The sequence below is a fragment of the Streptomyces sp. NPDC111507 genome, from assembly GCF_055638955.1.
Genome location: NZ_JBVKBU010000005.1, coordinates 352,200 through 376,731, shown reverse-complemented (window position 1 = coordinate 376,731; position 24,532 = coordinate 352,200). Strand labels below are relative to the sequence as shown.

General features: G+C 71.1%; 22 protein-coding genes. 14 read left to right on the top strand and 8 right to left on the bottom strand.

Features of this window, described 5'->3' with window-relative positions; all coding sequences use genetic code 11:
* Positions 1 to 12 precede the first annotated feature (12 nt).
* From ACZ7M2_RS22885 to rhaI, 3 genes are all read right to left on the bottom strand, one after another.
* On the bottom strand, positions 13 to 1,461 hold the full coding sequence (locus ACZ7M2_RS22885) for a rhamnulokinase (protein WP_471596805.1): 1,449 nt from the start codon (positions 1,459 to 1,461) through the stop codon (positions 13 to 15).
* On the bottom strand, positions 1,458 to 3,497 hold the full coding sequence (locus tag ACZ7M2_RS22880) for a bifunctional aldolase/short-chain dehydrogenase (protein ID WP_471596804.1): 2,040 nt from the start codon (positions 3,495 to 3,497) through the stop codon (positions 1,458 to 1,460). Before ACZ7M2_RS22880 ends, ACZ7M2_RS22885 begins: the two co-directional genes overlap by 4 nt.
* Before the next feature lie 147 nt (positions 3,498 to 3,644).
* Positions 3,645 to 4,805, bottom strand: coding sequence for an L-rhamnose isomerase (gene rhaI, locus ACZ7M2_RS22875; RefSeq protein ID WP_471596803.1), 1,161 nt, complete (start codon positions 4,803 to 4,805; stop codon positions 3,645 to 3,647).
* 329 nt (positions 4,806 to 5,134) lie between these two features.
* Here rhaI and ACZ7M2_RS22870 point away from each other — a divergent pair, with 329 nt between their 5' ends.
* From ACZ7M2_RS22870 to ACZ7M2_RS22820, 11 genes are all read left to right on the top strand, one after another.
* Positions 5,135 to 6,652, top strand: coding sequence for a sugar ABC transporter ATP-binding protein (locus ACZ7M2_RS22870; protein ID WP_471596802.1), 1,518 nt, complete (start codon positions 5,135 to 5,137; stop codon positions 6,650 to 6,652).
* Positions 6,649 to 6,861 carry a hypothetical protein gene (locus tag ACZ7M2_RS22865; RefSeq protein WP_471596801.1) on the top strand — a complete coding sequence of 71 codons (213 nt, stop codon included), beginning with the start codon at positions 6,649 to 6,651 and terminating at the stop codon, positions 6,859 to 6,861. Before ACZ7M2_RS22870 ends, ACZ7M2_RS22865 begins: the two co-directional genes overlap by 4 nt.
* Positions 6,858 to 7,898 carry an ABC transporter permease gene (locus ACZ7M2_RS22860; RefSeq protein ID WP_471596800.1) on the top strand — a complete coding sequence of 347 codons (1,041 nt, stop codon included), beginning with the start codon at positions 6,858 to 6,860 and terminating at the stop codon, positions 7,896 to 7,898. Before ACZ7M2_RS22865 ends, ACZ7M2_RS22860 begins: the two co-directional genes overlap by 4 nt.
* Positions 7,891 to 8,868 (top strand): ABC transporter permease, encoded by a 978-nt coding sequence (locus tag ACZ7M2_RS22855; RefSeq protein ID WP_471596799.1) that lies wholly within the window; start codon positions 7,891 to 7,893, stop codon positions 8,866 to 8,868. Before ACZ7M2_RS22860 ends, ACZ7M2_RS22855 begins: the two co-directional genes overlap by 8 nt.
* 124 nt (positions 8,869 to 8,992) lie before the next feature.
* The gene (gene rhaS, locus ACZ7M2_RS22850; RefSeq protein ID WP_471596798.1) at positions 8,993 to 10,075 is read left to right on the top strand and encodes a rhamnose ABC transporter substrate-binding protein; all 1,083 of its coding nucleotides are present in this window, start codon (positions 8,993 to 8,995) and stop codon (positions 10,073 to 10,075) included.
* Positions 10,076 to 10,092: 17 nt separating this feature from the next.
* Complete coding sequence (locus ACZ7M2_RS22845) at positions 10,093 to 10,413, top strand: L-rhamnose mutarotase (RefSeq protein WP_217569693.1); 321 nt, start codon at positions 10,093 to 10,095, stop codon at positions 10,411 to 10,413.
* A gap of 65 nt (positions 10,414 to 10,478) precedes the next feature.
* Positions 10,479 to 11,903 carry a BNR repeat-containing protein gene (locus tag ACZ7M2_RS22840; protein WP_471596797.1) on the top strand — a complete coding sequence of 475 codons (1,425 nt, stop codon included), beginning with the start codon at positions 10,479 to 10,481 and terminating at the stop codon, positions 11,901 to 11,903.
* Positions 11,904 to 11,979: 76 nt separating this feature from the next.
* Positions 11,980 to 13,005: a LacI family DNA-binding transcriptional regulator gene (locus ACZ7M2_RS22835; RefSeq protein ID WP_075028038.1), complete on the top strand. Its 1,026-nt coding sequence runs from the start codon at positions 11,980 to 11,982 to the stop codon at positions 13,003 to 13,005.
* 134 nt (positions 13,006 to 13,139) lie between these two features.
* Positions 13,140 to 14,441 carry an alpha/beta fold hydrolase gene (locus ACZ7M2_RS22830; RefSeq protein WP_471596796.1) on the top strand — a complete coding sequence of 434 codons (1,302 nt, stop codon included), beginning with the start codon at positions 13,140 to 13,142 and terminating at the stop codon, positions 14,439 to 14,441.
* A gap of 31 nt (positions 14,442 to 14,472) precedes the next feature.
* The gene (gene sigJ, locus ACZ7M2_RS22825; RefSeq protein WP_471596795.1) at positions 14,473 to 15,366 is read left to right on the top strand and encodes an RNA polymerase sigma factor SigJ; all 894 of its coding nucleotides are present in this window, start codon (positions 14,473 to 14,475) and stop codon (positions 15,364 to 15,366) included.
* Between the two features lie 132 nt (positions 15,367 to 15,498).
* Positions 15,499 to 16,341, top strand: coding sequence for a pentapeptide repeat-containing protein (locus ACZ7M2_RS22820; RefSeq protein WP_352045081.1), 843 nt, complete (start codon positions 15,499 to 15,501; stop codon positions 16,339 to 16,341).
* On the opposite strand, the gene ACZ7M2_RS22815 is transcribed toward ACZ7M2_RS22820, so the two are convergent.
* Entirely contained in the window at positions 16,309 to 17,793 is a 1,485-nt protein-coding gene (locus tag ACZ7M2_RS22815) for a cytochrome P450 (RefSeq protein WP_471596794.1), read from the bottom strand. The genes ACZ7M2_RS22820 and ACZ7M2_RS22815 overlap by 33 nt on opposite strands.
* 122 nt (positions 17,794 to 17,915) lie before the next feature.
* On the opposite strand from ACZ7M2_RS22815, the gene ACZ7M2_RS22810 reads away from it, so the two are divergent.
* Together ACZ7M2_RS22810 and ACZ7M2_RS22805 are read left to right on the top strand one after the other, a co-directional pair.
* Positions 17,916 to 18,533 carry a TetR/AcrR family transcriptional regulator gene (locus tag ACZ7M2_RS22810; RefSeq protein ID WP_101402498.1) on the top strand — a complete coding sequence of 206 codons (618 nt, stop codon included), beginning with the start codon at positions 17,916 to 17,918 and terminating at the stop codon, positions 18,531 to 18,533.
* A 98-nt stretch (positions 18,534 to 18,631) separates the two neighbouring features.
* Positions 18,632 to 19,357 (top strand): DUF2470 domain-containing protein, encoded by a 726-nt coding sequence (locus ACZ7M2_RS22805; RefSeq protein WP_471597017.1) that lies wholly within the window; start codon positions 18,632 to 18,634, stop codon positions 19,355 to 19,357.
* Here ACZ7M2_RS22805 and ACZ7M2_RS22800 read toward each other — a convergent pair.
* The 3 genes from ACZ7M2_RS22800 to ACZ7M2_RS22790 all read right to left on the bottom strand — a co-directional run bounded on the left by ACZ7M2_RS22800 (position 19,325) and on the right by ACZ7M2_RS22790 (position 23,056).
* Positions 19,325 to 20,554: a lactonase family protein gene (locus ACZ7M2_RS22800; protein WP_471596793.1), complete on the bottom strand. Its 1,230-nt coding sequence runs from the start codon at positions 20,552 to 20,554 to the stop codon at positions 19,325 to 19,327. The genes ACZ7M2_RS22805 and ACZ7M2_RS22800 overlap by 33 nt on opposite strands.
* A 137-nt stretch (positions 20,555 to 20,691) precedes the next feature.
* On the bottom strand, positions 20,692 to 21,732 hold the full coding sequence (locus ACZ7M2_RS22795) for a hypothetical protein (RefSeq protein ID WP_471596792.1): 1,041 nt from the start codon (positions 21,730 to 21,732) through the stop codon (positions 20,692 to 20,694).
* 52 nt (positions 21,733 to 21,784) lie between these two features.
* A complete protein-coding gene (locus ACZ7M2_RS22790) occupies positions 21,785 to 23,056 on the bottom strand; it encodes an aromatic acid exporter family protein (RefSeq protein WP_352045085.1) in 1,272 nt (423 codons plus the stop codon).
* 117 nt (positions 23,057 to 23,173) lie between these two features.
* On the opposite strand from ACZ7M2_RS22790, the gene ACZ7M2_RS22785 reads away from it, so the two are divergent.
* The gene (locus ACZ7M2_RS22785; RefSeq protein ID WP_471596791.1) at positions 23,174 to 23,770 is read left to right on the top strand and encodes a TIGR03086 family metal-binding protein; all 597 of its coding nucleotides are present in this window, start codon (positions 23,174 to 23,176) and stop codon (positions 23,768 to 23,770) included.
* A 52-nt stretch (positions 23,771 to 23,822) separates the two neighbouring features.
* Here ACZ7M2_RS22785 and ACZ7M2_RS22780 read toward each other — a convergent pair whose 3' ends face one another.
* Entirely contained in the window at positions 23,823 to 24,452 is a 630-nt protein-coding gene (locus tag ACZ7M2_RS22780) for a CGNR zinc finger domain-containing protein (protein WP_471596790.1), read from the bottom strand.
* Between the last annotated feature and the right edge of the window lie 80 nt (positions 24,453 to 24,532).

Sequence of the window (24,532 nt, the reverse complement as noted above, 5' to 3'; positions counted from 1 at the left end):
GCGAGTCGCCGTTCACGGACGGGTGAGCCGGTCCTCCGCGGCGCGCCAGGCAGCCGCGTCGCCCCGGGGCTCGTACCGCCGCAACGGCTGGGTACGGGCGAGGAGTCGTCGCATCGACGTACGGTCGCCGACCAGACCGTGTGCGCGGGCCTGGACGAGGACGTTGCCGAGCGCGGCGGCCTCCGCCGGGCCGGCCACGACCGGCAGTCCGCAGGCGTCGGCCGTCAGTTGGCACAGGAGCTCGTTGCGGGTGCCGCCGCCGACGATGTGGACGACGTCGACCGGGTGGTCGGCGAGAGCCTCGGCCTCGCGGATCGCCCTGCGATGGGCGAGCGCGAGGGAGTCGAGGATGCAGCGGGTGATCTCGGCGCGCGACTCGGGCACGGGCTGTTCCGACTCCCGGCAGGCGTCGGTGATCCGGTCCGGCATCCGGCCGGGGGCCAGGAAGGCGGCGTCGCCCGCGTCCACCACCGATCGCAGCGCGGGCACCTCCGCGGCGGCCCGCAGCAGCTCACCCAGATCGGGCTGACCCCATTCCCGTACACACTCCTGGAGCAGCCACAGCCCCATGATGTTCCGCAGATAGCGGACCGTGCCGTCCAGGCCCAGTTCATTGGTGAAGTTGGCCGCGCGGCTCGCCTCGGTGAGGACCGGCCGCTCCAGCTCCAGGCCCGCGAGGGACCAGGTGCCGGTGCAGATGTACGCGAACCGCTCGTCCGCCGCCGGGACGGCGGCGACCGCGGACGCGGTGTCGTGGGAGCCGACGGTCGTCACCGGGACCGGGCCCCTCAGCCCGGTCTCCTCCAGGACCCGCGGGAGCAGCAGACCGGCCGGGTCGCCCGGCTGCCGCAGCGGCGCGAACAGCCTGAGGTCGATGCCGAGCCGGTCCGCGAGGTCGTGGGACCAGTCACGGGTGCGCGGGTCGATCAGCTGAGTGGTCGAGGCGTTGGTGATCTCCGTGCCCGCCTCGCCCGTGAGCCAGTACGCCAGCAGGTCGGGAACGAGCAACAGCCGCTCGGCGGAAGCGAGTTGCGCCGTCGAGCGGGCCGCCGTGAGCTGGTACAGGGTGTTGAAGGGCGCGTACTGGAGCCCGGTGGCCGCGTACAGCTCGGCGGCGGGCACGGTGGCCCACACCTTCTCCGCGACCCCCTCGGTGCGGGCGTCGCGGTAGTGCACCGGGTTGCCGAGCAGCGCGCCGTCGGTGTCCAGCAGCCCGTAGTCCACGGCCCAGCTGTCGATGCCGACGGAGTCGACCTGCCCGGCCGCCCGCAGTCCGTCGAGCACCCCCGCGTACAGCGAGAGGATGTCCCACCGCAGCCCCTCGGGGACCCGGACCGGACGGTTCGGGAAGCGGTGCGCCTCCGTCAGCTCCAGCGCCTCGGGGCCGACGCGGCCGACCATGACGCGCCCGCTGGACGCGCCGAGGTCGACCGCGGCGAAGCTCTTCACGTGCTCGCTCATCGCAGGAAGGCCGCCGCGACACCCGCGTCGACCGGGACGTGCAGACCGGTGGTGTGGGTCAGATCCCCGGCCGTCAGGGCGAACACGGCGTTCGCCACGTGCTCGGGCAGCACCTCGCGCTTGAGGATGGTCCGCTGGGCGTAGAACTCGCCGAGCTTCTCCTCCTCGATGCCGTACGTCGCCGCGCGCTGCGCGCCCCAGCCGCCCGCGAAGATGCCCGAGCCGCGCACGACCCCGTCGGGGTTGATGCCGTTCACCCGGATGCCGTGTTCGCCCAACTCGGCTGCAAGGAGCCGTACTTGATGCGCCTGGTCGGCCTTGGTGGCGGAGTAGGCGATGTTGTTCGGACCGGCGAAGACCGAGTTCTTGGACGCGATGTAGACGATGTCTCCGCCCAGCTTCTGCTGGATCATCACCCGCGCCGCCTCCCTCGACACGAGGAAGGAGCCGCGGGCCATGATGTCGTGCTGGAGGTCCCAGTCCTTCGCGGTGGTCTCGAGCAGGGGCTTGGAGATGGAGATACCGGCGTTGTTCACCACCAGGTCGACGCCGCCGAAGGCGAGCACCGCCGCCTTGAAGGCTTCGGCGATCTGTTCCTCGGAGGTCACGTCGACGGTGACGGCGACGGCCTTGTCGGGCCCGCCCAGCGAGGAGGCGACCTCGGCGGCGTTCTCCGCGTCGAGATCGGCGATCACCACGCACGCGCCCTCGGCGACGAGCCGCTCGGCGATCGCCTTGCCGATCCCGCTGCCCGCCCCCGTCACCAGCGCCACCCGGGTGGCGAGCGGCTTCGGCCTCGGCATCCGCTGGAGCTTGGCCTCCTCGAGCGCCCAGTACTCGATGCGGAACTTCTCCGACTCCTCGATCGGCGCGTAGGCCGAGACCGCCTCGGCGCCCCGCATCACGTTGATCGCGTTGACGTAGAACTCGCCGGCCACACGCGCGGTCTGCTTGTCCTTGCCGAAGGAGAACATGCCGACACCGGGGATCAGCACGATCGCCGGGTCCGCGCCGCGCATCGCGGGGGAGTCCGCGTCGGCGTGCCGCTGGTAGTAGGCCGCGTACTCCTCGCGGTACTCGCCGTGCAGCTCCTTCAGCCGCGCGATCGCCGCGTCCAGTTCCACGGTCGGCGGCAGATCGAGGACGAGCGGCCGGACCTTGGTCCGCAGGAAGTGGTCGGGGCAGGAGGTGCCGAGCGCGGCGAGGCGCGGGTGCTCGGCGCTCGCGAGGAAGTCGAGGACGACGTCGGCGTCGGTGAAGTGGCCGACCTGCGGCTTGTCCTGCGAGGCGAGGGCACGGACGTACGGCGCCAGCGCCGCGGCCCGCTCCCGGCGCCGGGACGTCTCCAGGGCCGTGTACCCCTCGACGACGGGCCCGAAGGGCTCCGCCTTGCCACGCTCGACGAGGAACGCCTCGGCGGTGCGGATGATGTGCAGCGAGTTCCGCTCGCACTCCTCCGCCGTGTCGCCCCACGCCGTGATGCCGTGCCCGCCCAGGACGCAGCCGATCGCCCGCGGGTTGGCCTCCTTGACCGCCGCGATGTCCAGACCCAGCTGGAAGCCGGGCCGGCGCCACGGCACCCACACCACACGGTCGCCGAAACACTCGGCGGTCAGCTTCTCGCCGTCCGCCGCGCACGCCAGCGCGATCCCGGAGTCGGGGTGCAGATGGTCGACATGGGCCGCGTCCACCAGCCCGTGCATCGCCGTGTCGATGGACGGGGCCGCGCCGCCCTTGCCGTGCAGGCAGTAGTCGAACGCGGCGACCATCTCGTCCTCGCGCTCCACCCCCGGGTAGACCTCCGTCATCGCCCGCAGCCGGTCGAGCCGCAGTACGGCGAGGCCCGCTTCGGTCAACGTCCCGAGGTCACCGCCCGAGCCCTTCACCCACATCAGCTCGACATCACCCCCGGTCACAGGGTCGGTGTCGGTGCCCTTCGCGGAGGCGTTGCCGCCCGCGTAGTTGGTGTTACGAGGATCAGCACCGAGCCGGTGCGAACGGGCCAACAGAGCGTCGGCTTCGGGATGGGATGCCATGTTCCTGGTCCTTAGAGAAAAGAGAAGAGTGAAGAGAGGCGACATACCTGTGCTGAGCGCCCCGTCAGGGGCGCGGGGAACTGCGCGACCAGCCACGTACGGCCCGCAGCCTGCGGTCGACCTCACCCCGCAGGCGCAACGCAGTGCTCACGCCCCCCACCCCGCCTGCTGCCCACCCACCCGCTCCGCCGCGATCTTCTCCGCCCACCCGGACCGCCGGTACGCGGCAATGGGGTCGGGGTCCAGCCCCAGCTCGTCCCGGACCTCGCGAAGCAACGGCCGCACATCGGTGTTGTACGCGTCCATGATCACCGCGTTGGCCGCGAGCACATCCCCGGTCCGCTGCGCGTCGGCCAGCGCCGCACCGTCCACGAGCAGCGCCTTCGCCGTCGCCTCCTGCACGTTCATCACGGAACGAATGATCGCCGGGATCTTCGCCTCGATGTTGTGGCACTGGTCGAGCATGAAGGCGACGTCCGGCGTGAAGCCACCGCCGCGGATCACCTCGTACATGATCCGGAACAGCTGGAAGGGATCGGCCGCACCGACCATCAGGTCGTCGTCGGCGTAGAACCGGGAGTTGAAGTCGAACGCGCCGAGCTTCCCCTCGCGCAGCAGCGTCGCGACGATGAACTCGATGTTGGTGCCGGGCGCGTGGTGCCCGGTGTCGACGACGACCTGTGCCTTCGGGCCGAGCTTGAGGCAGTGCGCGTACGCCGTGCCCCAGTCCGGGACGTCCGTCATGTAGAAGGCGGGCTCGAAGAACTTGTACTCCAGCAGCATCCGCTGGTCGTCCCCGAGTCGCTCGTAGACCTGGGCCAGGCCCTCGGCCAGCCGGTCCTGGCGCTCACGGATGTCGTCCTGACCGGGATAGTTCGTACCGTCGGCGAACCAGAGCTTCAGGTCCTTCGAACCCGTCGCGTCCATGATGTCCACGCACTCGAGCAGGTGATCGAGGGCCTTCCGGCGGACGGCGGCGTCCGGGTGACAGATCGAGCCGAGCCTGTAGTCGTCGTCCTGGAAGGTGTTGGAGTTGATCGCGCCCAGCTTCAGGCCGCGCTCCTGCGCGTACTTCGCCAGCGCCCCGTAATCGTCGACCTTGTCCCAGGGGATGTGCAGCGCGACGGTCGGCGCGGCCCCCGTGAAGGCGTGCACCTGGGCGGCGTCGTCCAGTTTCTCGCGCGGACTGCGCGGGACTCCGGGCTGCGCGAACACCTTGAAGCGGGTTCCCGAGTTCCCGTACGCCCACGAGGGCGTCTCTACTGCCTGGGTCTTGAGGGCGGTCTTCACCGCGGCAAGCTCGGTCACTTCGGGGCTCCTGTGACTTCGGGTGTGGCTTCGGTTTCGAACGACTTGTGGAGTCGGGTCCGAACTGCACTTCTGCCTGATCGGAACAGCTCTTCCGTCTGAAACGATCTGAAACGATTCAGAACGCCGAAGCTATGAGCCGTCCGAAGGCGTGTCAAGCCCCTGGGTGAAGACGGCCTTCCGTGACTCGGTTGTGACCATCGGCTATCGAAAATTTCGACCCGGACCCATTGACGTGACCTGGGCTACCTGCCTAACGTCCCGGCAACCTAGTTGAAACCTTTCACGACGTCGTGAGGCCTCGCCGCCCGCGTCGTTGAGGAGCTCACATGACCCACCGGTCCGACGCGGGTCCGGCCCCCGTACTGGCGCTGGAGGACATTTCCAAGTCCTTCGGCGCGGTACGCGCCCTGCGGGACGTGTCCCTGGAACTGTTCCCCGGCGAGGTGCACGCTCTCGCCGGTGAGAACGGCGCGGGCAAGTCGACCCTCATCAAGACGCTCGCCGGCGTGCACCGACCGGACGCCGGTCGGGTGCTGCTGGACGGTGAGCCCACCGTCTTCCACGGTCCCGCCGACGCCCGCGACGCGGGCATCGCGGTGATCTATCAGGAGCCCACCCTCTTCCCCGACCTGTCGATCGCGGAGAACATCTTCATGGGCCGCCAGCCCCGGCGCGCCCTCGGTCGTATCGACCACAAGGCCACCCATGAGGCGACCGCCGCCCTGATGAAGCGACTCGGTGTCGAACTCGACCCCGACCGTCCGGCGCGTGGACTGTCCATCGCCGACCAGCAGATCGTCGAGATCGCCAAGGCGCTCTCCTTCGACGCCCGCGTCCTGATCATGGACGAGCCGACCGCCGCCCTGACCGGTAGCGAGGTGGCCCGTCTCTTCGGTGTCGTGCGCACCCTGCGCGAGCAGGGCTCGGCGGTGCTGTTCATCTCGCACCGCCTGGAGGAGATCTTCCAGATCTGCCAACGGGTCACGACCCTGCGCGACGGCGCCCGGATCTCCAGCGAGCTCCTCGACGGCATGACCGAGGACGACCTCGTACGCCGGATGGTCGGCCGCGACCTCGACGAGCTCTACCCCAAGCAGGACGTCGAGGCGGGCGAAGTCGCCCTGAGCGTGCGCCGGCTGACCCGCGAGGGCGTCTTCACCGACGTCTCCTTCGACGTGCGGCGCGGGGAGATCGTCGGTCTCGCCGGACTCGTCGGCGCCGGGCGTACGGAGGTCGCCCGGGCCGTCTTCGGCGTCGACCGCTGGGACGCCGGAGAGGTCGAGGTCGACGGGAAGGCACTGACGAACGGGGCGCCCTCCACGGCCATGGCCGCGGGGCTCGCCCTCGTCCCCGAGGACCGGCGCGCCCAGGGCCTGGTGATGGACATGTCCATCGAGCGCAACATCGGGCTCACCGGGCTGCGTACGACCGTGAAGGCGGGGCTGGTGGACCGCGGCGCCGAGCGCAGCCGCTCCCTCGACTGGGCGGTCAAGCTCCAGGTGAAGTACGCCCGGATCGCCGACACGGTCAACACGCTCTCCGGTGGCAACCAGCAGAAGGTCGTCCTCGCCAAGTGGCTCGCCACCGGCCCCAAGGTGCTGATCGTCGACGAGCCGACCCGCGGTATCGACGTGGGCACGAAGGCCGAAGTGCACCGACTGCTCTCCGAGTTGGCCGCCGACGGGGTGGCCGTCCTGATGATCTCCTCCGACCTGCCCGAGATCCTCGGCATGGCCGACCGGGTGCTGGTGATGCACGAGGGCCGGCTCACCGCCGAGATACCCCGCTCCGAAGCCACGGAGGAGACCGTGATGGCCGCCGCGACGGGGAGGGTTGCCGCATGACCGCCACCAGGAACGTCACCCTCGGCGCGGCACCGGCAGGGGCGGGCGGTCGGTTCGCCCCGGCGAACGCCGAGCGGGCCGTCGGTGAGGAGTCCGGAGTCGCCGGCTCGGCCGCCCGCGTCACGCCTGCCTTCGCCCAGGGGGCCGTTCCTCTCACTCGGACGGCCGACCGTCAGACCCCGAACATCCCCCGGAGGGCCGCCGCATGACGGTGACCGCACCCAATCCCGCGCCCGCCGCCGAGGTGCCCAAGTCGAGTGGTACCCGGCTGGTGGACCGTGTCTTCAAGATGCGTGAACTCGCCATCATGGTCGTCTTCCTGGTGATGATCGCCATCACCCAGATGGGCAACAGCGAGTTCCTGTCCGAACAGGGCATCAAGGACCTGCTGTTGAACGCGACGATCCTGGTGCTGGTCGCCACCGGTCAGTCGCTGGTCGTGATCACCCGGAACGTCGACCTGTCGGTCGGCTCCACCCTCGGCATCAGCGCCTTCGCCGCCGGCACCTATCTCCACGGCGGCGGAAACCCCGTCGTCGCGGTCGTCCTGGCCGTCCTGCTCGGCATCGGCTGCGGACTGGTCAACGGGCTGCTGGTCAGCCTCGGCCAGGTGCCCGCGCTGGTCGTCACCCTCGGCACGCTCTACATCATCCGCGGCGTCGACTCCATCTGGGTCGGCTCACGCCAGATCACCGCGGCCGACCTCCCCGGGGGCTTCGTCGACTTCGGCTCCGGCGGCATCTCCGCGGTCCCCTACCTCGCCCTGATCGCGCTGGCGGTCCTGCTGGTCACCGCGTACTACCTCAAGCACTTCGGCAGCGGCCGCGAGCTGTACGCGCTGGGCTCCAACCCGGAGGCCGCCCGGCTCGCCGGCATCCCCGTCCGCAAGCGGATCCTCACCGCGTACGTCGTGTGCGGCGGCCTCGCCGGACTCGCGGGCGCCCTGTACCTCGCCCGGTTCGGCAACGTCGACTCGGGTACCAGCACCGGCTACGAACTCACCGTCGTCAGCGCGGTCGTGGTCGGCGGTGTCGTCTTCACCGGCGGCTCCGGCAGCGTCTACGGCGCCGCGCTCGGCGCGCTGCTGCTGACCTCCATCAACAGTGTGCTGCCCGCCCTCGGCGTCAGCTCCGTCTGGGTGCTCGCCATCAACGGCATCCTGCTCATCCTCGCCATCGCGGTCGACCGGATCGTCGCGCTGCGCGTGGCCTCCGCACTGAAGAAGAGGAACGCCCGCCATGGCTGACTCGTCCCTCGCGCGCGCCGTCCGCTGGGACACGGTCGTCGGCGCCCTCCTCATCGTCCTGCTGCTGTTCTCCTTCGGCTTCGTCGACGGCTTCGGCAACGCGCTCAACCTGTCGTTCCTGATCGGCAACACCCTGCCCATCGCGCTGATCGCGCTGCCGATGACCCTGCTGGTGGTGGCCGGGGAGATCGACCTCTCGGTAGCCTCCACGGCCGGTCTGTCCGGCTCGGTGATGGGCGCCCTGTGGAACCAGGGCATGACGATCGAGACGATCATCCCGATCTGCCTGCTCATCGGAGTGGTGTGCGGACTGGTCAACGGCCTGCTCGTGACCCGGCTCGGGTTGCCCTCCCTCGCCGTCACCATCGGTACCCTCGCCGCCTACCGGGGCATCGCACAGATCGTGCTCGGCTCGGACGCGGTCACCGACTTTCCCACCCAGTACCAGGACTTCGCGGCCGGACGCATCGGGAACACCTTCATCCCACAGGCCTTCCTGCCCTTCCTCGTACTCCTCGCGATCGCCGTGGTGGTCCTGCACGCCACCCCGTTCGGGCGCTCGGCCTTCGCGGTCGGCGCCAACGAGGAGGCCGCCCGGTTCGCCGGCATCCGCGTCAAGCGGCAGAAGCTGATCCTCTTCGTCGCCACCGGCTTCATGGCCTCCCTCACCGGCATCTTCTGGGCCCTGCACTACGCCAGCGCCCGCTACGACAACGCCACCGGCCTCGAGCTCTCCGTCATCGCCGCCGTCCTGCTCGGCGGCATCGACTTCGACGGCGGCAAGGGCACGCTGGGCGGCGCGATCGCGGGAGTCTTCCTGCTCGGCGCGCTGCAGAACGTGATGAGCCTCCTGAACGTCTCCGCGCAGTCGCAGATCGTCGTCACCGGCGTTCTGCTCGTCATCTCCGTACTCGCCCCCCGGGTCGCCCGGCAGATCTCCGTAGCGAGGGCGGCACGCACCGCTGGATAGACCGTTCGAGAACCGCGGACCACCCGTCGGTCGCTCGCGTCCACGCGGCGGAGCCGCATGTCCGATACAGCCCTGTGCCCTTTCAGGGGCGCGCCGCACTCACCTCCGTCAAAAGGAACCCGCCATGCGCAAGTCATCCCTCCGCCGTACCGGCGCGGCGCTCGCCGCCGTCACCTCGCTCGCCCTGGCCGTCACCGCCTGCGGCGGCACCACCAAGAACGACGTGAAGAGCGAGGGCGGCTCGGCCGCCGCGACCGGCAAGGCCGACCCGAACGCGGCCACCAAGAAGGGCCTGAAGGTCGGCTTCCTGCCCAAGCAGGTCAACAACCCGTACTTCACCTCGGCGGACAAGGGCGGCGAGAAGGCGCTGACGGAGCTGGGCTCCACGTACAAGGAGGTCGGCCCGAGCAGCGCCACCGACACCTCCGGCCAGGTGAGCTACGTCAACACGCTCACCCAGCAGCAGGTCAACGCGATGGCCGTGTCCGCGCAGGACCCGGGCGCCCTGTGCACCGCGCTCAAGCAGGCCATGAGCAACAAGATCAAGGTCGTCACGTACGACTCCGACACCAAGCCCGAGTGCCGCAACGCCTTCGTCTCGCAGGCCAGCGGCGAGGACCTGGGCCGCACCGAGGTGCAGCTGCTCGCCGAGCAGATCGGCTACAAGGGCGAGATCGCGATCCTGTCCGCCGCGCAGACCGCGACGAACCAGAACGCCTGGATCGACTTCATGAAGGAGGAGCTGAAGGACCCCAAGTACAAGGACGTCAAGCTGGTCAAGGTCGCCTACGGCAACGACGACGCCCAGCAGTCCTTCCAGCAGACCCAGGGTCTCCTCCAGGAGCACCCGAACCTCAAGGGGATCATCTCCCCGACCACCGTCGGCATCAAGGCCGCGGCCCAGTACCTGTCCGGCTCCAAGTACAAGGGCAAGGTCAAGCTGACCGGCCTCGGCACCCCCAACGACATGCGCAAGTACGTCAAGAACGGCACCGTCGACGCCTTCGAGCTGTGGGACCCGGCGAAGCTCGGCGAACTCGCCGCGCGTACCGCCGTGGCGCTGTCCTCGGGGCAGATCACCGGAGCCGAGGGTGAGACCTTCAAGGCCGGTGACATGGGCTCGTTCACCATCGGCAAGGACGGCGTGATCAACCTGGGCAAGCCGACCGTCTTCAACGCCAAGAACATCGACCAGTTCAACTTCTAGGTTCCGGGGGTCCCTTGATGCGACGTGTGTGCTTTCTGCTGAAGGTCCGTGCGGACCGCCTCGACGAGTACCGCGAGCGGCACGCCGCCGTGTGGCCCGAGATGCTCGACGCGCTCTCGGCCACCGGCTGGCACAACTACTCGCTCTTCCTGCGCGAGGACGGCCTGCTGGTCGGCTACTTGGAGACCGAGGACTTCGCGGCCGCGCAGGCCGGCATGGAAGCCACCGACATCAATGCCCGTTGGCAGGCGGAGATGGCGCCGTTCTTCGAATCGCTGGACGGCGCCAGACCCGACGAGGCCATGAAACCCCTCACCGAGGTCTTCCACCTCGCCTGACAAACCCTTCCTGGCACCCCCGTCACCGCTGGTATCCGCGCGAAGCCCTCCCCAGGAGTCCGGACATGAAGAGACGCACCCTGCTGGCCACCGCCCTGCTGACCGGTGTGGCAGGCCCCGGAATCGGCGCCGGTACGGCGCGCGCGGCCGACCCCGGCCCCTCGGTCTCCCTCACCGGCAGCACCCAACTCGACGCCCAGGCCCTGTTCTTCGTGTCGTACGACGGCCTGGTCAACAACAACTCGTTCCAGAAGAACGGTCTGCTGACCTACAAGGGCTACCAGTACGCCGTCTGGTACACCGCCGACCGCAGCGCGGTCGTCGCCCGCCGGGCGCTCGGCGCGTCCGGTTGGTCGACGGTCACCCTCGCCCATCGGCTCAAGAGCTCCGACTCGCACAACGTGATCTCCATGGGCGTGTCGAAGACCGACGGCCGGCTGCACCTCAACATGGACTCCCACAGCGACGGCTTCTTCTACGTGAAGTCGGTGGCCGGGCTGCTCGACAACCCCGCCTCGACCGCCTGGACCTCAGCCGTCTTCGGAGCCGTACAGACCTCGCTGGACGGCCTCGCGCTCACCACGCAGTTCACCTACCCCCAGTTCGTCTCCACGCCCGACGGCAAGCTCCAGCTGAGCTACCGCGTGGGTATCTCCGGAAACGGGCGCAACGCCCTCGCGGAGTACGACGGCTCGTCCTGGACCGCTCTCGGGGAGTGGTCCGGCTCGACCGGCACGTACACCAGCGAGCACGGCTCCAGCACCGCGCGCAACATGTACCTGCACGGCATCGACTACGACGTCAACGGACGCCTGCACTCCTTCTTCACCTGGCGCGAGCAGAACGGCGCCGTGATGTGCAACAGCGGCGGCATCACCAACCACGACACCGGCTACGTCTACTCGACCGACCGCGGCCGTACCTGGCGCAACAACGCGGGCACCGTCGTCGGCACCACGGGCGGCTCCGACACGGTGGGTGTCACCGACGCCGGACTCGTCGTCGACGCGCTCAACCCCGACCACTCCCTGATGAACCAGGAGAGCCAGGCCACCGACTCCACCGGCCTGCCGCACGCGATCATCAGCTATGTGCCCGGGCGCTTCGGGCAGTGCACCACGAACTACGTCACCGACCGGACGAACAACGGCCGCGCCTTCCACCTCCGCAAGAACGCCTCGGGCAGCTGGACGAAGACCGAGATCCCGATCGCCCTCGGCTCGAGCCAGCGCACGAAGCTGATCCTGGACACGTACGACAACGCCTACGCGATCATGCCCTTCGGCCGGATCGCGGGCGCCTCGAAGTCCTCCGGGTACACGGACTGGACACTCCTGTACGACGGCAGCGGCCTCGACGCCTTCGGTGAGGTGGTGATCGACGAGACGCGCGTCTCACAGGACGGGACACTGTCGGTCATGTACCAGGAGAAGTCCAGCGGGACCACGCCCTCGGCGCTCCACGTCGTCGACTTCCGGCTGCCCGCATGACCAGCGAAGTCGGCGGACTCGCAGGTAATGTGAAGGCCCGCCCGCCGCAACTCGTCCCCCTGGAGGTTCCTGCCTGATGGCACAGTCGGTGGGTATCAAGGACGTCGCCCGCGCCGCCGGAGTCTCCGTGGGCACGGTCTCGAACGTCATCAACCGCCCGGACAGCGTCGCCTCCGAGACCCGGGCCCGTGTCCAGTCGGCGATAGACCGGCTCGGCTACGTCCGCAGCGAGTCCGCGCGGCAGCTGCGGGCCGGACGCAGCCGGATCATGGGCCTGCTCGTCCTCGACATGGGCAACCCCTTCTTCGTGGACGTCGCCCGCGGCGCCGAGCGCGCCGCGCGGGACGCCGGGCTCGGCGTGATGGTCTGCAACAGCGCGCAGAGCGCCAGCGAGGAGGCCGACTACCTGTCGCTCTTCGCCGAGCAGCGGGTACGCGGCGTGCTGCTGACGCCCGCCGACGCGACCGGGCGCAACATCGCGACGTTCCGCCGCAACGGCATCCCCTTCGTGCTGGTCGACCGGGTCGCCGAGGGCACGACCGAGTGCTCGGTCTCGGTTGACGACGTGGCGGGCGGCGCGCTGGCCGTACGGCATCTGGTCGACGCGGGCCATCGATCGATCGCGTACGTCAGTGGGCCGCCCGGCCTCAACCAGGTCAGGGACCGCCGCGTGGGCGCCCTGAACGCGCTGGCCGAGGCGGGCCTCCCGCCCACCGCGATGCGGGAGCTGCCCACCCAGCGCCTCGACGTGGCCGCGGGCCGCGACGCGGGCGCCCGGCTGCTGGGCCTCGCCGAGCGCCCGACCGCCGTGTTCTGCGCCAACGACCTGCTCGCGCTCGGCGTCCTGCAGGCCATGTACGCGGCGGGCGTCGGCGTCCCCGACGACCTCGCGATCGTCGGCTACGACGACATCGAGTTCGCCGCCGCCGCGGCCGTCCCGCTCACCTCCGTACGGCAGCCCGCCATGACCATGGGCGCCCTCGCCGCCGAACTGCTGCTGGAGGAGACGGAGGCCGAGACGGCACCCACACCGCACGAACACCGGCGCGTGGTGCTCCAGCCGGAGCTGGTCGTGCGCCGCTCCAGCCTGTCGGCGCGCTGACGCGCGGCACGCTCCACGCGCCTGGCCTGCTGAGCGACCATTCAGTACCACTTTCTTGATCCCCGGTCTCGGCCGGTCGGGGATCATGTGCTCAACTGGGACGCAGCCTGGATCCGTACGTCTCGGGAGCCCTGTTGAGCGTCAGCTACCGCCAGCCCGGTGTCGTCCTCACCGACCACCGTTTCACCGTGCCCCTCGACCACGACGACCCGGCGGGGGAGAGCATCGAACTGTTCGCCCGCGAGGTCGTCGCGAGCGACAAGGCGCACCAGGACCTCCCCTGGATGGTCTACCTTCAGGGCGGCCCCGGCTTCGGCGCCAACCGCTTCGTCGGCAAGCAGGCCTGGCTCGGCCGCGCGCTGAAGGAATTCCGGGTGCTGCTGCTCGACCAGCGCGGCACCGGCCACTCCACGCCCGCCAATCGCCAGACGCTGCCGCTGCGCGGCGGTCCCGGCGCGCAGGCCGACTACCTCGCGCGCTTCCGCGCCGACTCCATCGTCCGCGACTGCGAGGCCATCCGCCCCCGGCTCACCGGCGGCGACCCCTGGACCGTACTCGGCCAGAGCTTCGGCGGCTTCTGCGTCGTGCACTACCTCTCGACCGCCCCCGAAGGTCTGCGCGCGGCCCTCATCACCGGCGGCCTGCCCTCCCTCGACGCGCACGCGGACGACGTCTACCGGGCCGCGTACCCCCGTATCGAACGCAAGGTCGCGGCGCACTACGCGCGTTACCCCCAGGACGTCGAGCGGGCCCGGCAGATCACCGACCACCTCCTCCGCCACGAGACCGTCCTGAGCAACGGCTACCGCCTGACCGTCGAGGCCTTCCAGTCCCTCGGCATCCTCCTCGGCGGTGGCGAGGGCAGCCACCGGCTGCACTACCTCCTGGAGGAGGCCTTCGTCCGCACCCCGCAGGGCCCGGCCCTCTCCGACGCCTTCCAGGAGGAGGCACAGGGCCTCCTCTCGTACGCCGGCCACCCCCTGTACGCGCTCGTCCACGAGGCCTGCTACGCCCAGGACGACCGGCCGACCGCCTGGTCCGCCGAGCGGGTGCGCGCCGAGTTCCCCCAGTTCGACGCGGCGAAGGCCCTCGCGGACGACGGACCGCTGCTGTTCACCGGCGAGTCCGTGCACCCCTGGGTGTTCGACACCGACCCCGCGCTGCGTCCCCTCCGCGAGACCGCCGAGGAACTCGCCGCGCGCACCGACTGGCGGCCGCTGTACGACCCCGCCCGCCTCGCCGCCAACGGGGTGCCGGTGGCCGCGGCGGTCTACCACGACGACATGTACGTCGATCCGGAGCACTCCCTGCGCACGGCCCGTGCCATCGGTGGTCTGCGGACCTGGGTGACGGACGAGTTCGAGCACGACGGTGTACGGGCCGGGGGGTCGCGCGTTCTGGACCGGTTGCTGGCGCTGTCGCGCGACGAGGTCTGAGCGGGCGCCGTTCGGGGGAGAGGACGACACTATGGACGACGACGAACTCCTCGCGGATCGGTTCCAGGAGCACCGCGGTCGCCTGCGGGCGGTGGCGTACCGGATGCTCGGCTCGCTGAGTGAGGCGGACGACGCGGTCCAGGAGGTGTGGCTGAAGCTCGGCCGCACGGACGTCGGTGAGATCAGGAACCTCGCGGGCTGGCTGACCACGGTGGTCGGCCGGGTCTGTCTGGACCTGCTGCGTTCGCGTGCCGCGCGCCGCGAGGAGCCGCTGGACACCTATGTCCCCGATCCGCTGGTCAGCCCCCTGGAGCGGATCGACCCCGAGCAGGAGGTGCTGCTCGCCGACTCGGTGGGGCTGGCCCTGCTGGTGGTCCTGGAGACACTGGAGCCCGCCGAGCGCCTCGCGTTCGTCCTGCACGACATGTTCGCGGTGCCCTTCGACGACATCGCGCCCGTCGTGGGCCGCTCGTCGGCCGCGACGCGGCAGCTGGCGAGTCGGGCGCGGCGGCGGGTACGGGGCGCTGCCGCGCCGGAGCCCGAGCTCGATCCCGCCCGGCAGAAACGGGTCCTCGACGCCTTCCTCGCGGCCTCGCGCGCCGGGGACTTCGAGGCGCTGGTGTCCGTCCTCCATCCCGATGTCGTGCTCCGCGTCGACTCCGGTGCGCTCGTCGGCGGGGCGGCGGCGTCCAAGGTGGTCCACGGCGCGACGGGCGTCGCCCAACAGGCCCTCATGTTCCGCCAGTTCGCGGAGTTCTCCCGGCTCGCGCTGGTCAACGGGGCGATCGGCGTCGTCACGGCACCCGAAGGCCGCCCCCTGTCCGTCATGGGCGTCACCATCACCGACGGCCGCGTCGTCGAGATGTACATCCTCGCCGACCCCGAACGCCTGACCCACGTGAACCTCACCGGACTGGAAGGCTGAGCCAGCGTTTGCGCTGGAAAGACGCGCGCGGCGCCCTTCCAGGGGCGCGGGGAACTGATGATCAGCCCCCACCCACCCGCAGCCGAAGAGCACATCGCCGAGGTGCCCCTGACGGCTCAGTACGCTGGTGACATGCGAGAAGACAGTGTGGCGGCAGTCGATGACCGGCTCCTTGAACTGCGGGCCGACTGCGGTCGGTGTTTCGGGTTGTGCTGTGTGGCCCTGCCCTTCACCCGCTCGGCGGACTTCGCGATCGACAAGGACGCGGGAAAGCCCTGCCAGAACCTGCGGACGGACTCCCGGTGCGGAATCCACACGCAGCTGAGGGAGAAGGGGTTCAACGGGTGCACGGTGTACGACTGTTTCGGCGCCGGCCAGCAGGTGTCCCAGGTCACTTTCGGCGGCCAGGACTGGCGCACAGGCCCGCGGGAACGAGCCCGGCAGATGTTCGACGTGTTCCCGGTCGTCCGCCAGCTCCACGAACTGCTCCGGTACCTGAACGAGGCCCTGACCCTCCCCGCGGCCCGCCCGATTCACGCCGACATCCGCCGAGCCCTCGCCGAGACGGAGCGACTGACGAACCAATCCCCCGAGGAGCTGGGGGAGTTGGACGTGAACGCGCACCGGCAGCGGGTCAACACCCTCCTGCTGCGGACCAGCGAACTCGTGCGCGCGGGAGTCGGCCGCGGCAAGAAGAAGGAGCGGCGCGGCGCCGACCTCATGGGCGCCCGGCTCAAGGGCGCCGACCTGCGGGGTGCCAACCTGCGCGGCGCCTACCTCATCGCCGCCGACCTTACCGGCGCCGATCTGCGCGGCGCGGACCTGATCGGTGCCGACTTCCGGGACACGGATCTCACGGACGCGGATCTGACCGACGCGTTCTTCCTGACCCAGCCCCAGCTGAACGCGGCCAGGGGCAGCGCCGGGACCAGGCTGCCGCGGTCAGTCACCCGCCCGGGCCACTGGACGCAGTGACACCGGGTCCGCCGCGGGTGCCCGGTCATCGAGGTGCAGCCGCAGCCCCTCCGGCATCAGCGTCAGTCGTTCGGAGATCCGCAGTTGGTAGTCCGGTTCGGGCCGCAGCTCATAGCGGCGCAGCAGCAGCCCCAGGACGAGCGTCGCCTCGTGCAGCGCGAACTGCCGGCCGATGCAGGCCCGCGCCCCGGTGCCGAACGGCTTGAAGGTGTGGGCGGCCCGGGACCGTACGGCCCCCGGGTCGAAGCGGTCGGGGTCGAATTCCTCGGCGTCCGCGCCCCACACCTCCGGGTTGCGGTGCAGCAGCGCCGTCAGGACCAGGGTCCAGGCACCCGTCCGCATCGGGTGGACCCCGCCCAGCACGGTGCCCTCGCGGGCCTCGCGCGCGAAGGCGGGCGCCGTCGGCCACAGTCGTAGCGACTCGTCGAGGACCCGGCGGACGTACCGCAACTTGGCGACCTGGTCGTAGGCGGGCAGGGGAGTGTCGCCCCAGACCCGGTCCACCTCGGCCCGGGCGCGGGCGGCGACGTCCGGGTGCTGGGCGAGGTAGTGCAGGGCGAAGGAGAGCGCGCCCGAGGTCGTCTCGTGGCCGGCGATCAGGAAGGTGATCACCTGGCGGCGGATGTTCTCGGGCGACAGCCGTTCCCCCGTGTCCGGGTGGGCGGTCTCCAGCATCCGGTCGAGCAGGTCCCCCTCGCCGGAGGAGTGCCGGCGGGCGGCCACGACGGCGTCGACTGTCTGGTTCAGGTACGCCGTGTGCGCCTCGTTGCGGCGGGTGGCTCCGCGGAGCAGGACCGGGGCCAGCGGCGCGGGGAGCACGTTCAGGCGCTGCGCGTAGGTCAGGGTGCCGACCATCGCGGTGACGAAGGGGTGCGGCCTGGAGCGCTCGAAGGAGCCGAAGTCGTGGCCGAAGCCGGTGCGGGCGATCGTCTCCAGCGTCAGTTTCGTCATGTCGCCGGGCACGTCCACCGCCCGGCCGGCCGCGCGTTCCCCGTCCCACCGGTTCATCAGCCGCTCGGTCACGGCGAGCATCATGGGGTGGTAGCCCTCCATCGCCTCACGGCTGAAGCCCGGGGCGAGGACGTCGTGGGCCAGCTGCCAGTTCGGTTCGTGGTTGTACGCCGTGAACAGACCGTCCCCGGCGACCGGCCGGAGGTTGGCGACCCCGAGCCCGACGTGCTTGGCGAACCGGTTCTCGTCCGCCAGCTCGGCCGCGAGCTCGGCGCCCCACACGAAGACGATCTCCTTGCCGAAGCCCTTGCGCCGGAAGATCGGCCCGAGCCTGCGCCCGAACCGCATCGAGTCCTGCAACGGAGAGCGGACGTTCGCGCCGATCACATCCCCGACGACGGGGAGCCGGTAGGGCGGGCGCGGGATGCGGTGCAGCTCGGGCCAGCCCAGCTCCGCGCTCCGGAACCCCTTGGGCAGCACGGCCCCTGTCGTCTCCGCCATGACGCGATCTCCCTTGTGCCTGTGGCACGTCGACGCTGCTGTCCCGACCATGTTGTACGCGAGTTCAATAGCGGTTTTCAGTGTGATCCCGTTGTTGAACCGACGTCAAGTAAGGTGCGGCCATGATGGGCAAACAGGGGGAGCGAGGGGAACGGACGCGCCGTCGGCTGAGTACCGAGGAGCGCAGGGAACAGCTGCTGTCCGTAGGGGCGCGGCTGTTCTCGGAGAGCCCGTACGACGAGGTGTGGATCGAGCAGGTCGCCGAGATCGCCGGGGTCTCGCGCGGGCTGTTGTACCACTACTTCCCCACCAAGCGGGACTTCTTCGCGGCCGTCGTGGAGCGCGAGAGCGAGCGGATGCTGCGGCTGACGGCCGCGGTGCCCGGCATTCCCGTCCGCGAGCAGCTGAGCGCCGGACTCGACACCTTCCTGGCGTACGTCGAGGCCCACGCGCACGGCTTTCGCGCCTTCCATCGCGCCGACGCGGCCGGTGACCAGGCCGTGCGCAGGGTCTATCAGCGGGCGCTGGCCGCGCAGGAGCAGCAGATCCTGGCGGCGCTCGACGCGGACCCCGACGTTCCCGGGGGGATCGAGGACCGGCCCGAGCTGCGGATCGCCGTGCGTGGTTGGCTCGCCTTCACCACGGCCGTGTGCCTGGAGTGGCTCAGGGGGGCGGAGCTGACCCGGGAGCAGCTGCGGGATCTGTGCGCGCGGGCGCTTCTGGGCGCCATCACGCCGTAACTCGTGCGAGGGACGCAGGTGTGGCGTGGTTGGCGTACACCCGGATCTCCGATAGGTTAGGCAAGGCTTACCTAAGGGAGGTTGGGATGGGTGACCGCATGGGTGACCGTCATACCTGGACGGCCGCGCCCGCCGCTGCCGAGCGCGCCCGCTCGGTGCTCGCCGCGGCATGGTCCTGCGCGGTGACCGCGGAGGGCGGCAGGGAGGAGCTCGTCGGCGCGCACACCGTCACCGCGGACGGCCGGGTTCTCCTGCATGTACCGGACGACAGCGCGCTGACGGCCGCGGCGGTCTGCGCGCCGCGCGGAGAGCCCTCCGCCGTCCTGGAGTTCGCGGACGTCGCGCCCGTGCCGGTGCGGGGCCGGATCCGCGCCCGGCTCTGGATGGCCGGCCGGTTCGTCCTGGCGGAGGGGCACCTGGAGTTCCGGCCCTCGCGCGTGGTGCTGCGCGAGGCGTCCGGCGCGCTCGTGGTGGACCTCGACGAGTTCGCGGACGCCGTCCCCGACCCGCTCGCGACGGCCGAGGCGAGCCTGCTCACCCACCTGGCCGACGCGCACCCGGACGCCGTCGAGCGGCTGACCCGTCTCGTCGAGCCCGAGGGTCTGCACGGCGCGGTCCGCGTCCAGCCGCTCGCCGTCGACCGGCACGGACTGACGCTGCGGATCGAACGGGCGCGCGGCAACGGCGACGTACGCCTGCCCTTCCACGCGCCCGCCGACGACGTCGCGCAGCTCACCGAGCGGATGCATGTGCTGCTCACGCAGGCGAGCTCGGCGAACTGCCCCCGCGCGCTACAGCGGCAGCGCACAGACGGCGACGGGTGAGGCGAACGGCTTGCCCGCGAGCCGGAGTGCACCGCTCGCGCCCTCGACGTGGAAGACGCTGACCGTGCTCGAGCGCTGGTTCGCCGTGAACAGCAGCCGTTCGTCCGGTGAGAAGGCGAGGTGGCGCGGGAAGTCGCCGCCGACCGGCACGCTGTCCAGGAGCCTCAACCGGGCACCGGCCGCCTCGACCGCGTACCGCGTCAGGGTGTTGTGGCCGCGGTTGGCGAGATAGGCGTACGACCCGTTCGACGTCACCAGGATCTGCGCCGGATAGTTCGTGCCCGTGCCCGTGCCGGTGGACTGCGGGTCGCCCGGGGTGAGCCGTCCGCTCGCCGGGTCGTACGCGCAGACCACGACCGTGTTGTCGACCTCGTTGGCGAGATAGGCGAAGCGGCCGTCGGGGTGGAAGGTGAGATGGCGTGGCCCCGCGCCCGGCCGGGTGTGCGCCCGGGAGACCTCCGTGAGCGTTCCCTTCGACTGGTCCAGGCGGTAGGTGTACACCGTGTCGGTGCCCAGGTCGACGGCGAGGACGTGCCCCCCGTCCGGACTGGTCGTGAACTGGTGCGCGTGCGGGCCGTCCTGGCCGGGGCCCGGTGCCGGACTGGAGTGCGTGACCAGGTCGGTGCGTTCGCCGAGTGCGCCCGAGGCGTCGACGGGGTGCACGGCCACGCTGCCCGAGGCGTAGTTGGCGCTCAGCAGCCACCGTCCGCTCGGATGCACGGAGAGGTGGCAGGGGCCCGCGCCACCGGTGCTCCGGGAGCCCAGGACCCGGTTGTCGGCGAGCCGCACGGCCGTCACGGCGCCCTCCGGCCGCTCGTCGACGGCGTACAGCGTGTGGCCCTTCGGATGCGTGGCGAGGTACGACGGGTCGCCGATGCCGGTGAGGGTGCCGGTGGCCGTCACGGTGCCCGTCACCGGGTCGTACGTGGCCAGGCCGATCCCCTTTCCACCGCCCTCGACCGAGGTGTACGTGCCGAGGAACAGCCGGCGGACGGTGGGGGAGGAAGAGGCCGGTCCGGGGGCCGAGGTGGCGGGGGAGCCCTCGGCGAGTGGGTTCGTGGCGGCCGCGGGTCGGGTGCGCGGCGCGGCCGGTGCCGGCACCGTCGTCACGGCGGTGATCCCCGCCAGCGCCCCGAGGAACCGGCGCCTGCCCCAGCCGCCGCCCGCGTCCCGCGCCGGATCCGCGCCACTGTTCATAGCTGCACCTCGGGTGTCGGTTGCCTCGGTCGTCACAGCCACCTTGGCGTGCCACACCCGAGAAGTGCAAGAACGGCAATGCTTGTTGCGCCCTGTGCAACAAGAAGGGGGATTGCCCGACGGCTGAGTGGGGCCGCCTACCAGTCACCGTCCTCGACCGGCTCGCCCGGCGCGTCGCCCAGCTGTTTCACCTGGTGGGGCGAGGGCTCCTGCCAGGGCTCGTGGTCGTCGCCGAGCCACTCGCCGACCGGCCGCACCGAGCTCAGTGTGTCGGTGGGGGCGACGTCCTGGGCCGCGTCGTCGTAGTACTCGAACCAGGGCAGCCCGGCCCGTGTGTAGGCCGCGCGGTCGACGGGGGACGGCGGGGGAGCCTCGCCCGTGATGCGGCGCCACTCGGGAGGCGTCACGAGATGCACGAACACCCGGCCGGCGGGCTCCCTGGCCCAGGCGCCGCGCGAGCGCTCGTCCGCGTAGACCTCCTGGCGCATCGAGCCTCCCACGCCGAGTCCCATGGCCGGGGCGCTCCTCGCGCGGGCCGCCGAGGGGGGCGCGGCGGCCATGGCGGCGCCGGGAGCCGGCGGGGCGGCGCCATAGGCGGACACGCTCTTCACGGACCTCGTGCTCACGGACCGGCGGCGCTCCCGCTCGCGCCACTTCGCGAGCTCCGCGTCATTGAGCCGGAAGGACTGCAGCTGCAGGCCGCCCCACACCTCCTCGCCGGTGACCTGGCCCTCGACCGTGGCGCCGAGCCCCAGCGGCACGGCCACGAACTGGCGGACCGTGCCCTTCCCGGAGTTGATGCCGTCGAGCCAGGGCTGGCGGGGGATCACGACGTAGTTCTGCGGGTTCTGGGAGAGCAGGGAGCTCCACGGCCTGCCCGAAACCGCGCACACCTTGCCGACGCCGACCTGGAGCGCGGCCGGCTCCGTCGAGCCCGCGAAGCTCAGCCACATGGCCTCGCGCAGATACACCGGCAGCATCACACCGCCGCGCGCACGCCACTCGGCGGGCACGGTGTCCGCGTGGTCCTCGACGCGGCGCACGGGGAACTCGCCGAGCCCCGGCGGCAGTTCGTGCGTGCCCGTCTCGGGCAGGCGCAGCGTCCGCATGAACCGGACCCGCACCCCGCCCGGCAGGCGCAGTGTGTTCCCGTCGATCCGCACCGCGTCGTCGGCCATCCGTCCGCTCCCCCCGTCGTCGCCCCCGTCCCCGAAAACGGAACGGCTGTCCTCAGAGAGAACGACCGGAGACGGGGGGACGGTTCCGGTCCGAACGCGGCTGTCGCGGCCCGCGGTCCATCCGAAGGCGCTGCCGCAGTCGGACGAGGTGGTCACGGCGCTTGCGCTCTTCGCGGGTACCGCGGTCGAGCTCCTCCATGAGCCGTCGTGAGCGGTGCTCCGTGTCCAGCTCGTCCAGGATGCGGTTGATCTCGGTGAGGACGGCGCCGTGCAGCTGCCACTGCCGGGCGTCCCGCTGCACCTCGTCGAGCAGCAGCTGGGCCAGCTTGTCGCGGGTCGCCGTGGCTGTGGACAGCTCCGCGGCGAGCCGGGCCTCGGCCGACTCGGCGTTCTGACTGATGTCCGTGGTCACCAGGACCGCGAAACTCACCACGGCGTCGCCCACTTCGGACAGCAGCTGCTCCAGCGTCGCCCCCACCTGAGGCTCGAACAGCGGCTCGGGATCGCGCTCCTTGGCGAGGTCGGTGAGGGTGCGGGCGAGGACCCGCAGCACCACCGTGCAGATCTCCAGCGTGTCGAGGCCGGTGCGCAGCACGATCCGGTGCAGCAGGCCCTCCCGTACGCGCGGATTGAGCTTGAGGCTGTCCTCGGCCTGCCGGAGCGCCGCGTCCACCTGGACGATGTCGTGGTCCAGGCGGCGCGCCTCGTGCAGCCGCGCGGTGGCGTGCTCGACGGGGGTGCGGCCGGCCGCCTCCTCACCCATGCGCAGCATCAACCGGCGTACCCGCCGTGCCAGATCCTCGATGGACTCGCCGGCCGCACCCACCCACACCGGCGGAGCGAAGAGCAGATTGCAGCCGAGTCCGACCACCGCGCCGATCAGTGTCTCCAGCACCCTGGCCCAGGCCGTGTCCCCGACCCTGGTCACGCCGAGCACGAGCATGGCGCTGATCGCCACCTCGGGCACGAACTCGCTGACCCGGACGAGATGGCCGACGGCCAGCGAGGCGAGGATGAGCAGGGCCAGACTCCACCATGTCAGACCCACGAGAACGCTGAAGGCGATCGCGACGACGACACCCGCCACCACGGAGTTCACCCGGCGGATGCCGGTGGTGAGGGTGGCGTAGAGCGTGACCTGCACGACCAGGAGCGCGGTGAGCGGGGCGGTGAGCGGCGCGGGCTCCGGACTGAGCCGCAGCGCGATCACGTACGCGACGGTCGCGGCCCCCGCCGACCGCACCGACTGGACGACCACGGGTTCCTCGTGCCACTTCCGGAGCTGTGCGCCCGCCACGGCCCACGCACCACGTACGTCTCGCATCCTTGGCCTTTTCCCTTTTCGCAGGCGTACCGAACGTGCTGATCGAGGACCGTAACTGTCCGCAAGGGAGCCTAGTTTGTTCTCATCGGCCGGAAGGCACCCAGGAGGGGACCAGGAATGAGTGATCTCGCGGGCTTCGAGCTGCTGACCAGGGCACATGTCTACCTGAGTGAGGTGGCCGCCGCCGTACCGGAGCGGGCGTGGGGGGCGCCGACGCCGTGCAGCGAGTGGACGGTGCGCCAGGTCCTCAACCACGCGCGACTGGATCAGCAGGCGTACGGCGCCGCGATCACCGGCACCGACCGGCCGGACTCCGACCCCTTCCGGCCCGCCGACGTGCTGGACTCCGACGCGCAGACGGTGCTGGAGAAGGTGCTGCGGGGCGTGACGGACGCCTACGCGCAGCTGCCGGCCGACTCCCCGGAGGTCGCGACCCCCCTCGGACCGCTGCCGTTCCCGCTGGCCGCCGCCGCTGCCGCCATGGACGCCGCCGTGCACGCCTGGGACATCGCCGTCGCCACCGGCCAGGACGCGCCGCTCGAGGAGGAGCTGGCGGCGGGGATCAGGTTCGCGGCGGATCGGCTCGTCGATCATCTGCGCGACTCGTACGGGGTGTTCGCCGCTCCCCGCGAGGTGCCGGCGGCCGCCGGCCGGGCGGAGGCGCTGCTCGCCTTCCTCGGCCGGGACCCGCACTGGACGCCCGCCGTGTCCTGACGCGCGGACCGCGAGGCGGGGACCCCGCGGTGTGCTCAGCCGGTGGCCGCCGTCACCGGCTGGAGTCGGTGCGGCCGCGGGACCGGTAGCCGGCCACCTTCGCGAGGTTGCCGCAGCGGTCCATGGAGCACCAGCGGCGCCGACGGGCCTGGGAGTCGTCCAGGAAGAGCAGCGAGCACTCGGGGTTCTCGCACTCCTTGACCCTGGCGAGGAGCGGGCCGCCGACCAGCAGGACGGCGTCCCGGGCCACGGTCGCGAGGGCCGCGGGTCCGGGACGCTCGGCCGTCCAGCGCAGGGGCTGCCGGGGGCCCGCGCCCTCGTCCTGCGGCTCGGCGAGCTGGGGGGCGAGGTCGGGACGGGCCGCCGCCTCGTTGGCCCGCGCGACATCGGCCGGATCGTGTGCCTCCCCGGCCATCGCGGCGCGTACGAGCCGGTAGAGGGCCTCGCGCAGGGTGCGGGCGTGGGTGAGATCGCCCTCGGTGACGCGCACCGGGGTGTCGTCGGCCCCGGCGCTCAGGCCCGCCTCGGTGATCCAGCGGGCGAGGGCGTCGGGGTCCGGGAGCCGCTCCAGGGGGGTGGCGTGCCGCTTGCCGAGCGTGGCCACGAAGTTCAGACAGGGGCGTCCGCCGATGAAGGGGAACGGCGAGGCGGGTTCGGGGACGGCGGCGGGAGCGGAGGGCATGGTCGGAGTGTAGCGCCTTGACACCGGTTGAAGCGGTGTCGCATGGTGACACCACTTCAACCGGTGTCACCGTGCTCGTG

Bases quoted from the DNA above. Each gene is read 5' to 3' on its own strand.
- ACZ7M2_RS22885 (WP_471596805.1), bottom strand. From the start codon at position 1,461: ATGAGCGAGCACGTGAAGAGCTTCGCCGCGGTCGACCTCGGCGCGTCC.
- ACZ7M2_RS22880 (WP_471596804.1), bottom strand. From the start codon at position 3,497: ATGGCATCCCATCCCGAAGCCGACGCTCTGTTGGCCCGTTCGCACCGG.
- ACZ7M2_RS22870 (WP_471596802.1), top strand. From the start codon at position 5,135: ATGACCCACCGGTCCGACGCGGGTCCGGCCCCCGTACTGGCGCTGGAG.
- ACZ7M2_RS22865 (WP_471596801.1), top strand. From the start codon at position 6,649: ATGACCGCCACCAGGAACGTCACCCTCGGCGCGGCACCGGCAGGGGCG.
- ACZ7M2_RS22860 (WP_471596800.1), top strand. From the start codon at position 6,858: ATGACGGTGACCGCACCCAATCCCGCGCCCGCCGCCGAGGTGCCCAAG.
- ACZ7M2_RS22855 (WP_471596799.1), top strand. From the start codon at position 7,891: ATGGCTGACTCGTCCCTCGCGCGCGCCGTCCGCTGGGACACGGTCGTC.
- rhaS (WP_471596798.1), top strand. From the start codon at position 8,993: ATGCGCAAGTCATCCCTCCGCCGTACCGGCGCGGCGCTCGCCGCCGTC.
- ACZ7M2_RS22845 (WP_217569693.1), top strand. From the start codon at position 10,093: ATGCGACGTGTGTGCTTTCTGCTGAAGGTCCGTGCGGACCGCCTCGAC.
- ACZ7M2_RS22840 (WP_471596797.1), top strand. From the start codon at position 10,479: ATGAAGAGACGCACCCTGCTGGCCACCGCCCTGCTGACCGGTGTGGCA.
- ACZ7M2_RS22835 (WP_075028038.1), top strand. From the start codon at position 11,980: ATGGCACAGTCGGTGGGTATCAAGGACGTCGCCCGCGCCGCCGGAGTC.
- sigJ (WP_471596795.1), top strand. From the start codon at position 14,473: ATGGACGACGACGAACTCCTCGCGGATCGGTTCCAGGAGCACCGCGGT.
- ACZ7M2_RS22820 (WP_352045081.1), top strand. From the start codon at position 15,499: ATGCGAGAAGACAGTGTGGCGGCAGTCGATGACCGGCTCCTTGAACTG.
- ACZ7M2_RS22815 (WP_471596794.1), bottom strand. From the start codon at position 17,793: ATGGCGGAGACGACAGGGGCCGTGCTGCCCAAGGGGTTCCGGAGCGCG.
- ACZ7M2_RS22810 (WP_101402498.1), top strand. From the start codon at position 17,916: ATGATGGGCAAACAGGGGGAGCGAGGGGAACGGACGCGCCGTCGGCTG.
- ACZ7M2_RS22805 (WP_471597017.1), top strand. From the start codon at position 18,632: ATGGGTGACCGTCATACCTGGACGGCCGCGCCCGCCGCTGCCGAGCGC.
- ACZ7M2_RS22800 (WP_471596793.1), bottom strand. From the start codon at position 20,554: ATGAACAGTGGCGCGGATCCGGCGCGGGACGCGGGCGGCGGCTGGGGC.
- ACZ7M2_RS22795 (WP_471596792.1), bottom strand. From the start codon at position 21,732: ATGGCCGACGACGCGGTGCGGATCGACGGGAACACACTGCGCCTGCCG.
- ACZ7M2_RS22790 (WP_352045085.1), bottom strand. From the start codon at position 23,056: ATGCGAGACGTACGTGGTGCGTGGGCCGTGGCGGGCGCACAGCTCCGG.
- ACZ7M2_RS22785 (WP_471596791.1), top strand. From the start codon at position 23,174: ATGAGTGATCTCGCGGGCTTCGAGCTGCTGACCAGGGCACATGTCTAC.
- ACZ7M2_RS22780 (WP_471596790.1), bottom strand. From the start codon at position 24,452: ATGCCCTCCGCTCCCGCCGCCGTCCCCGAACCCGCCTCGCCGTTCCCC.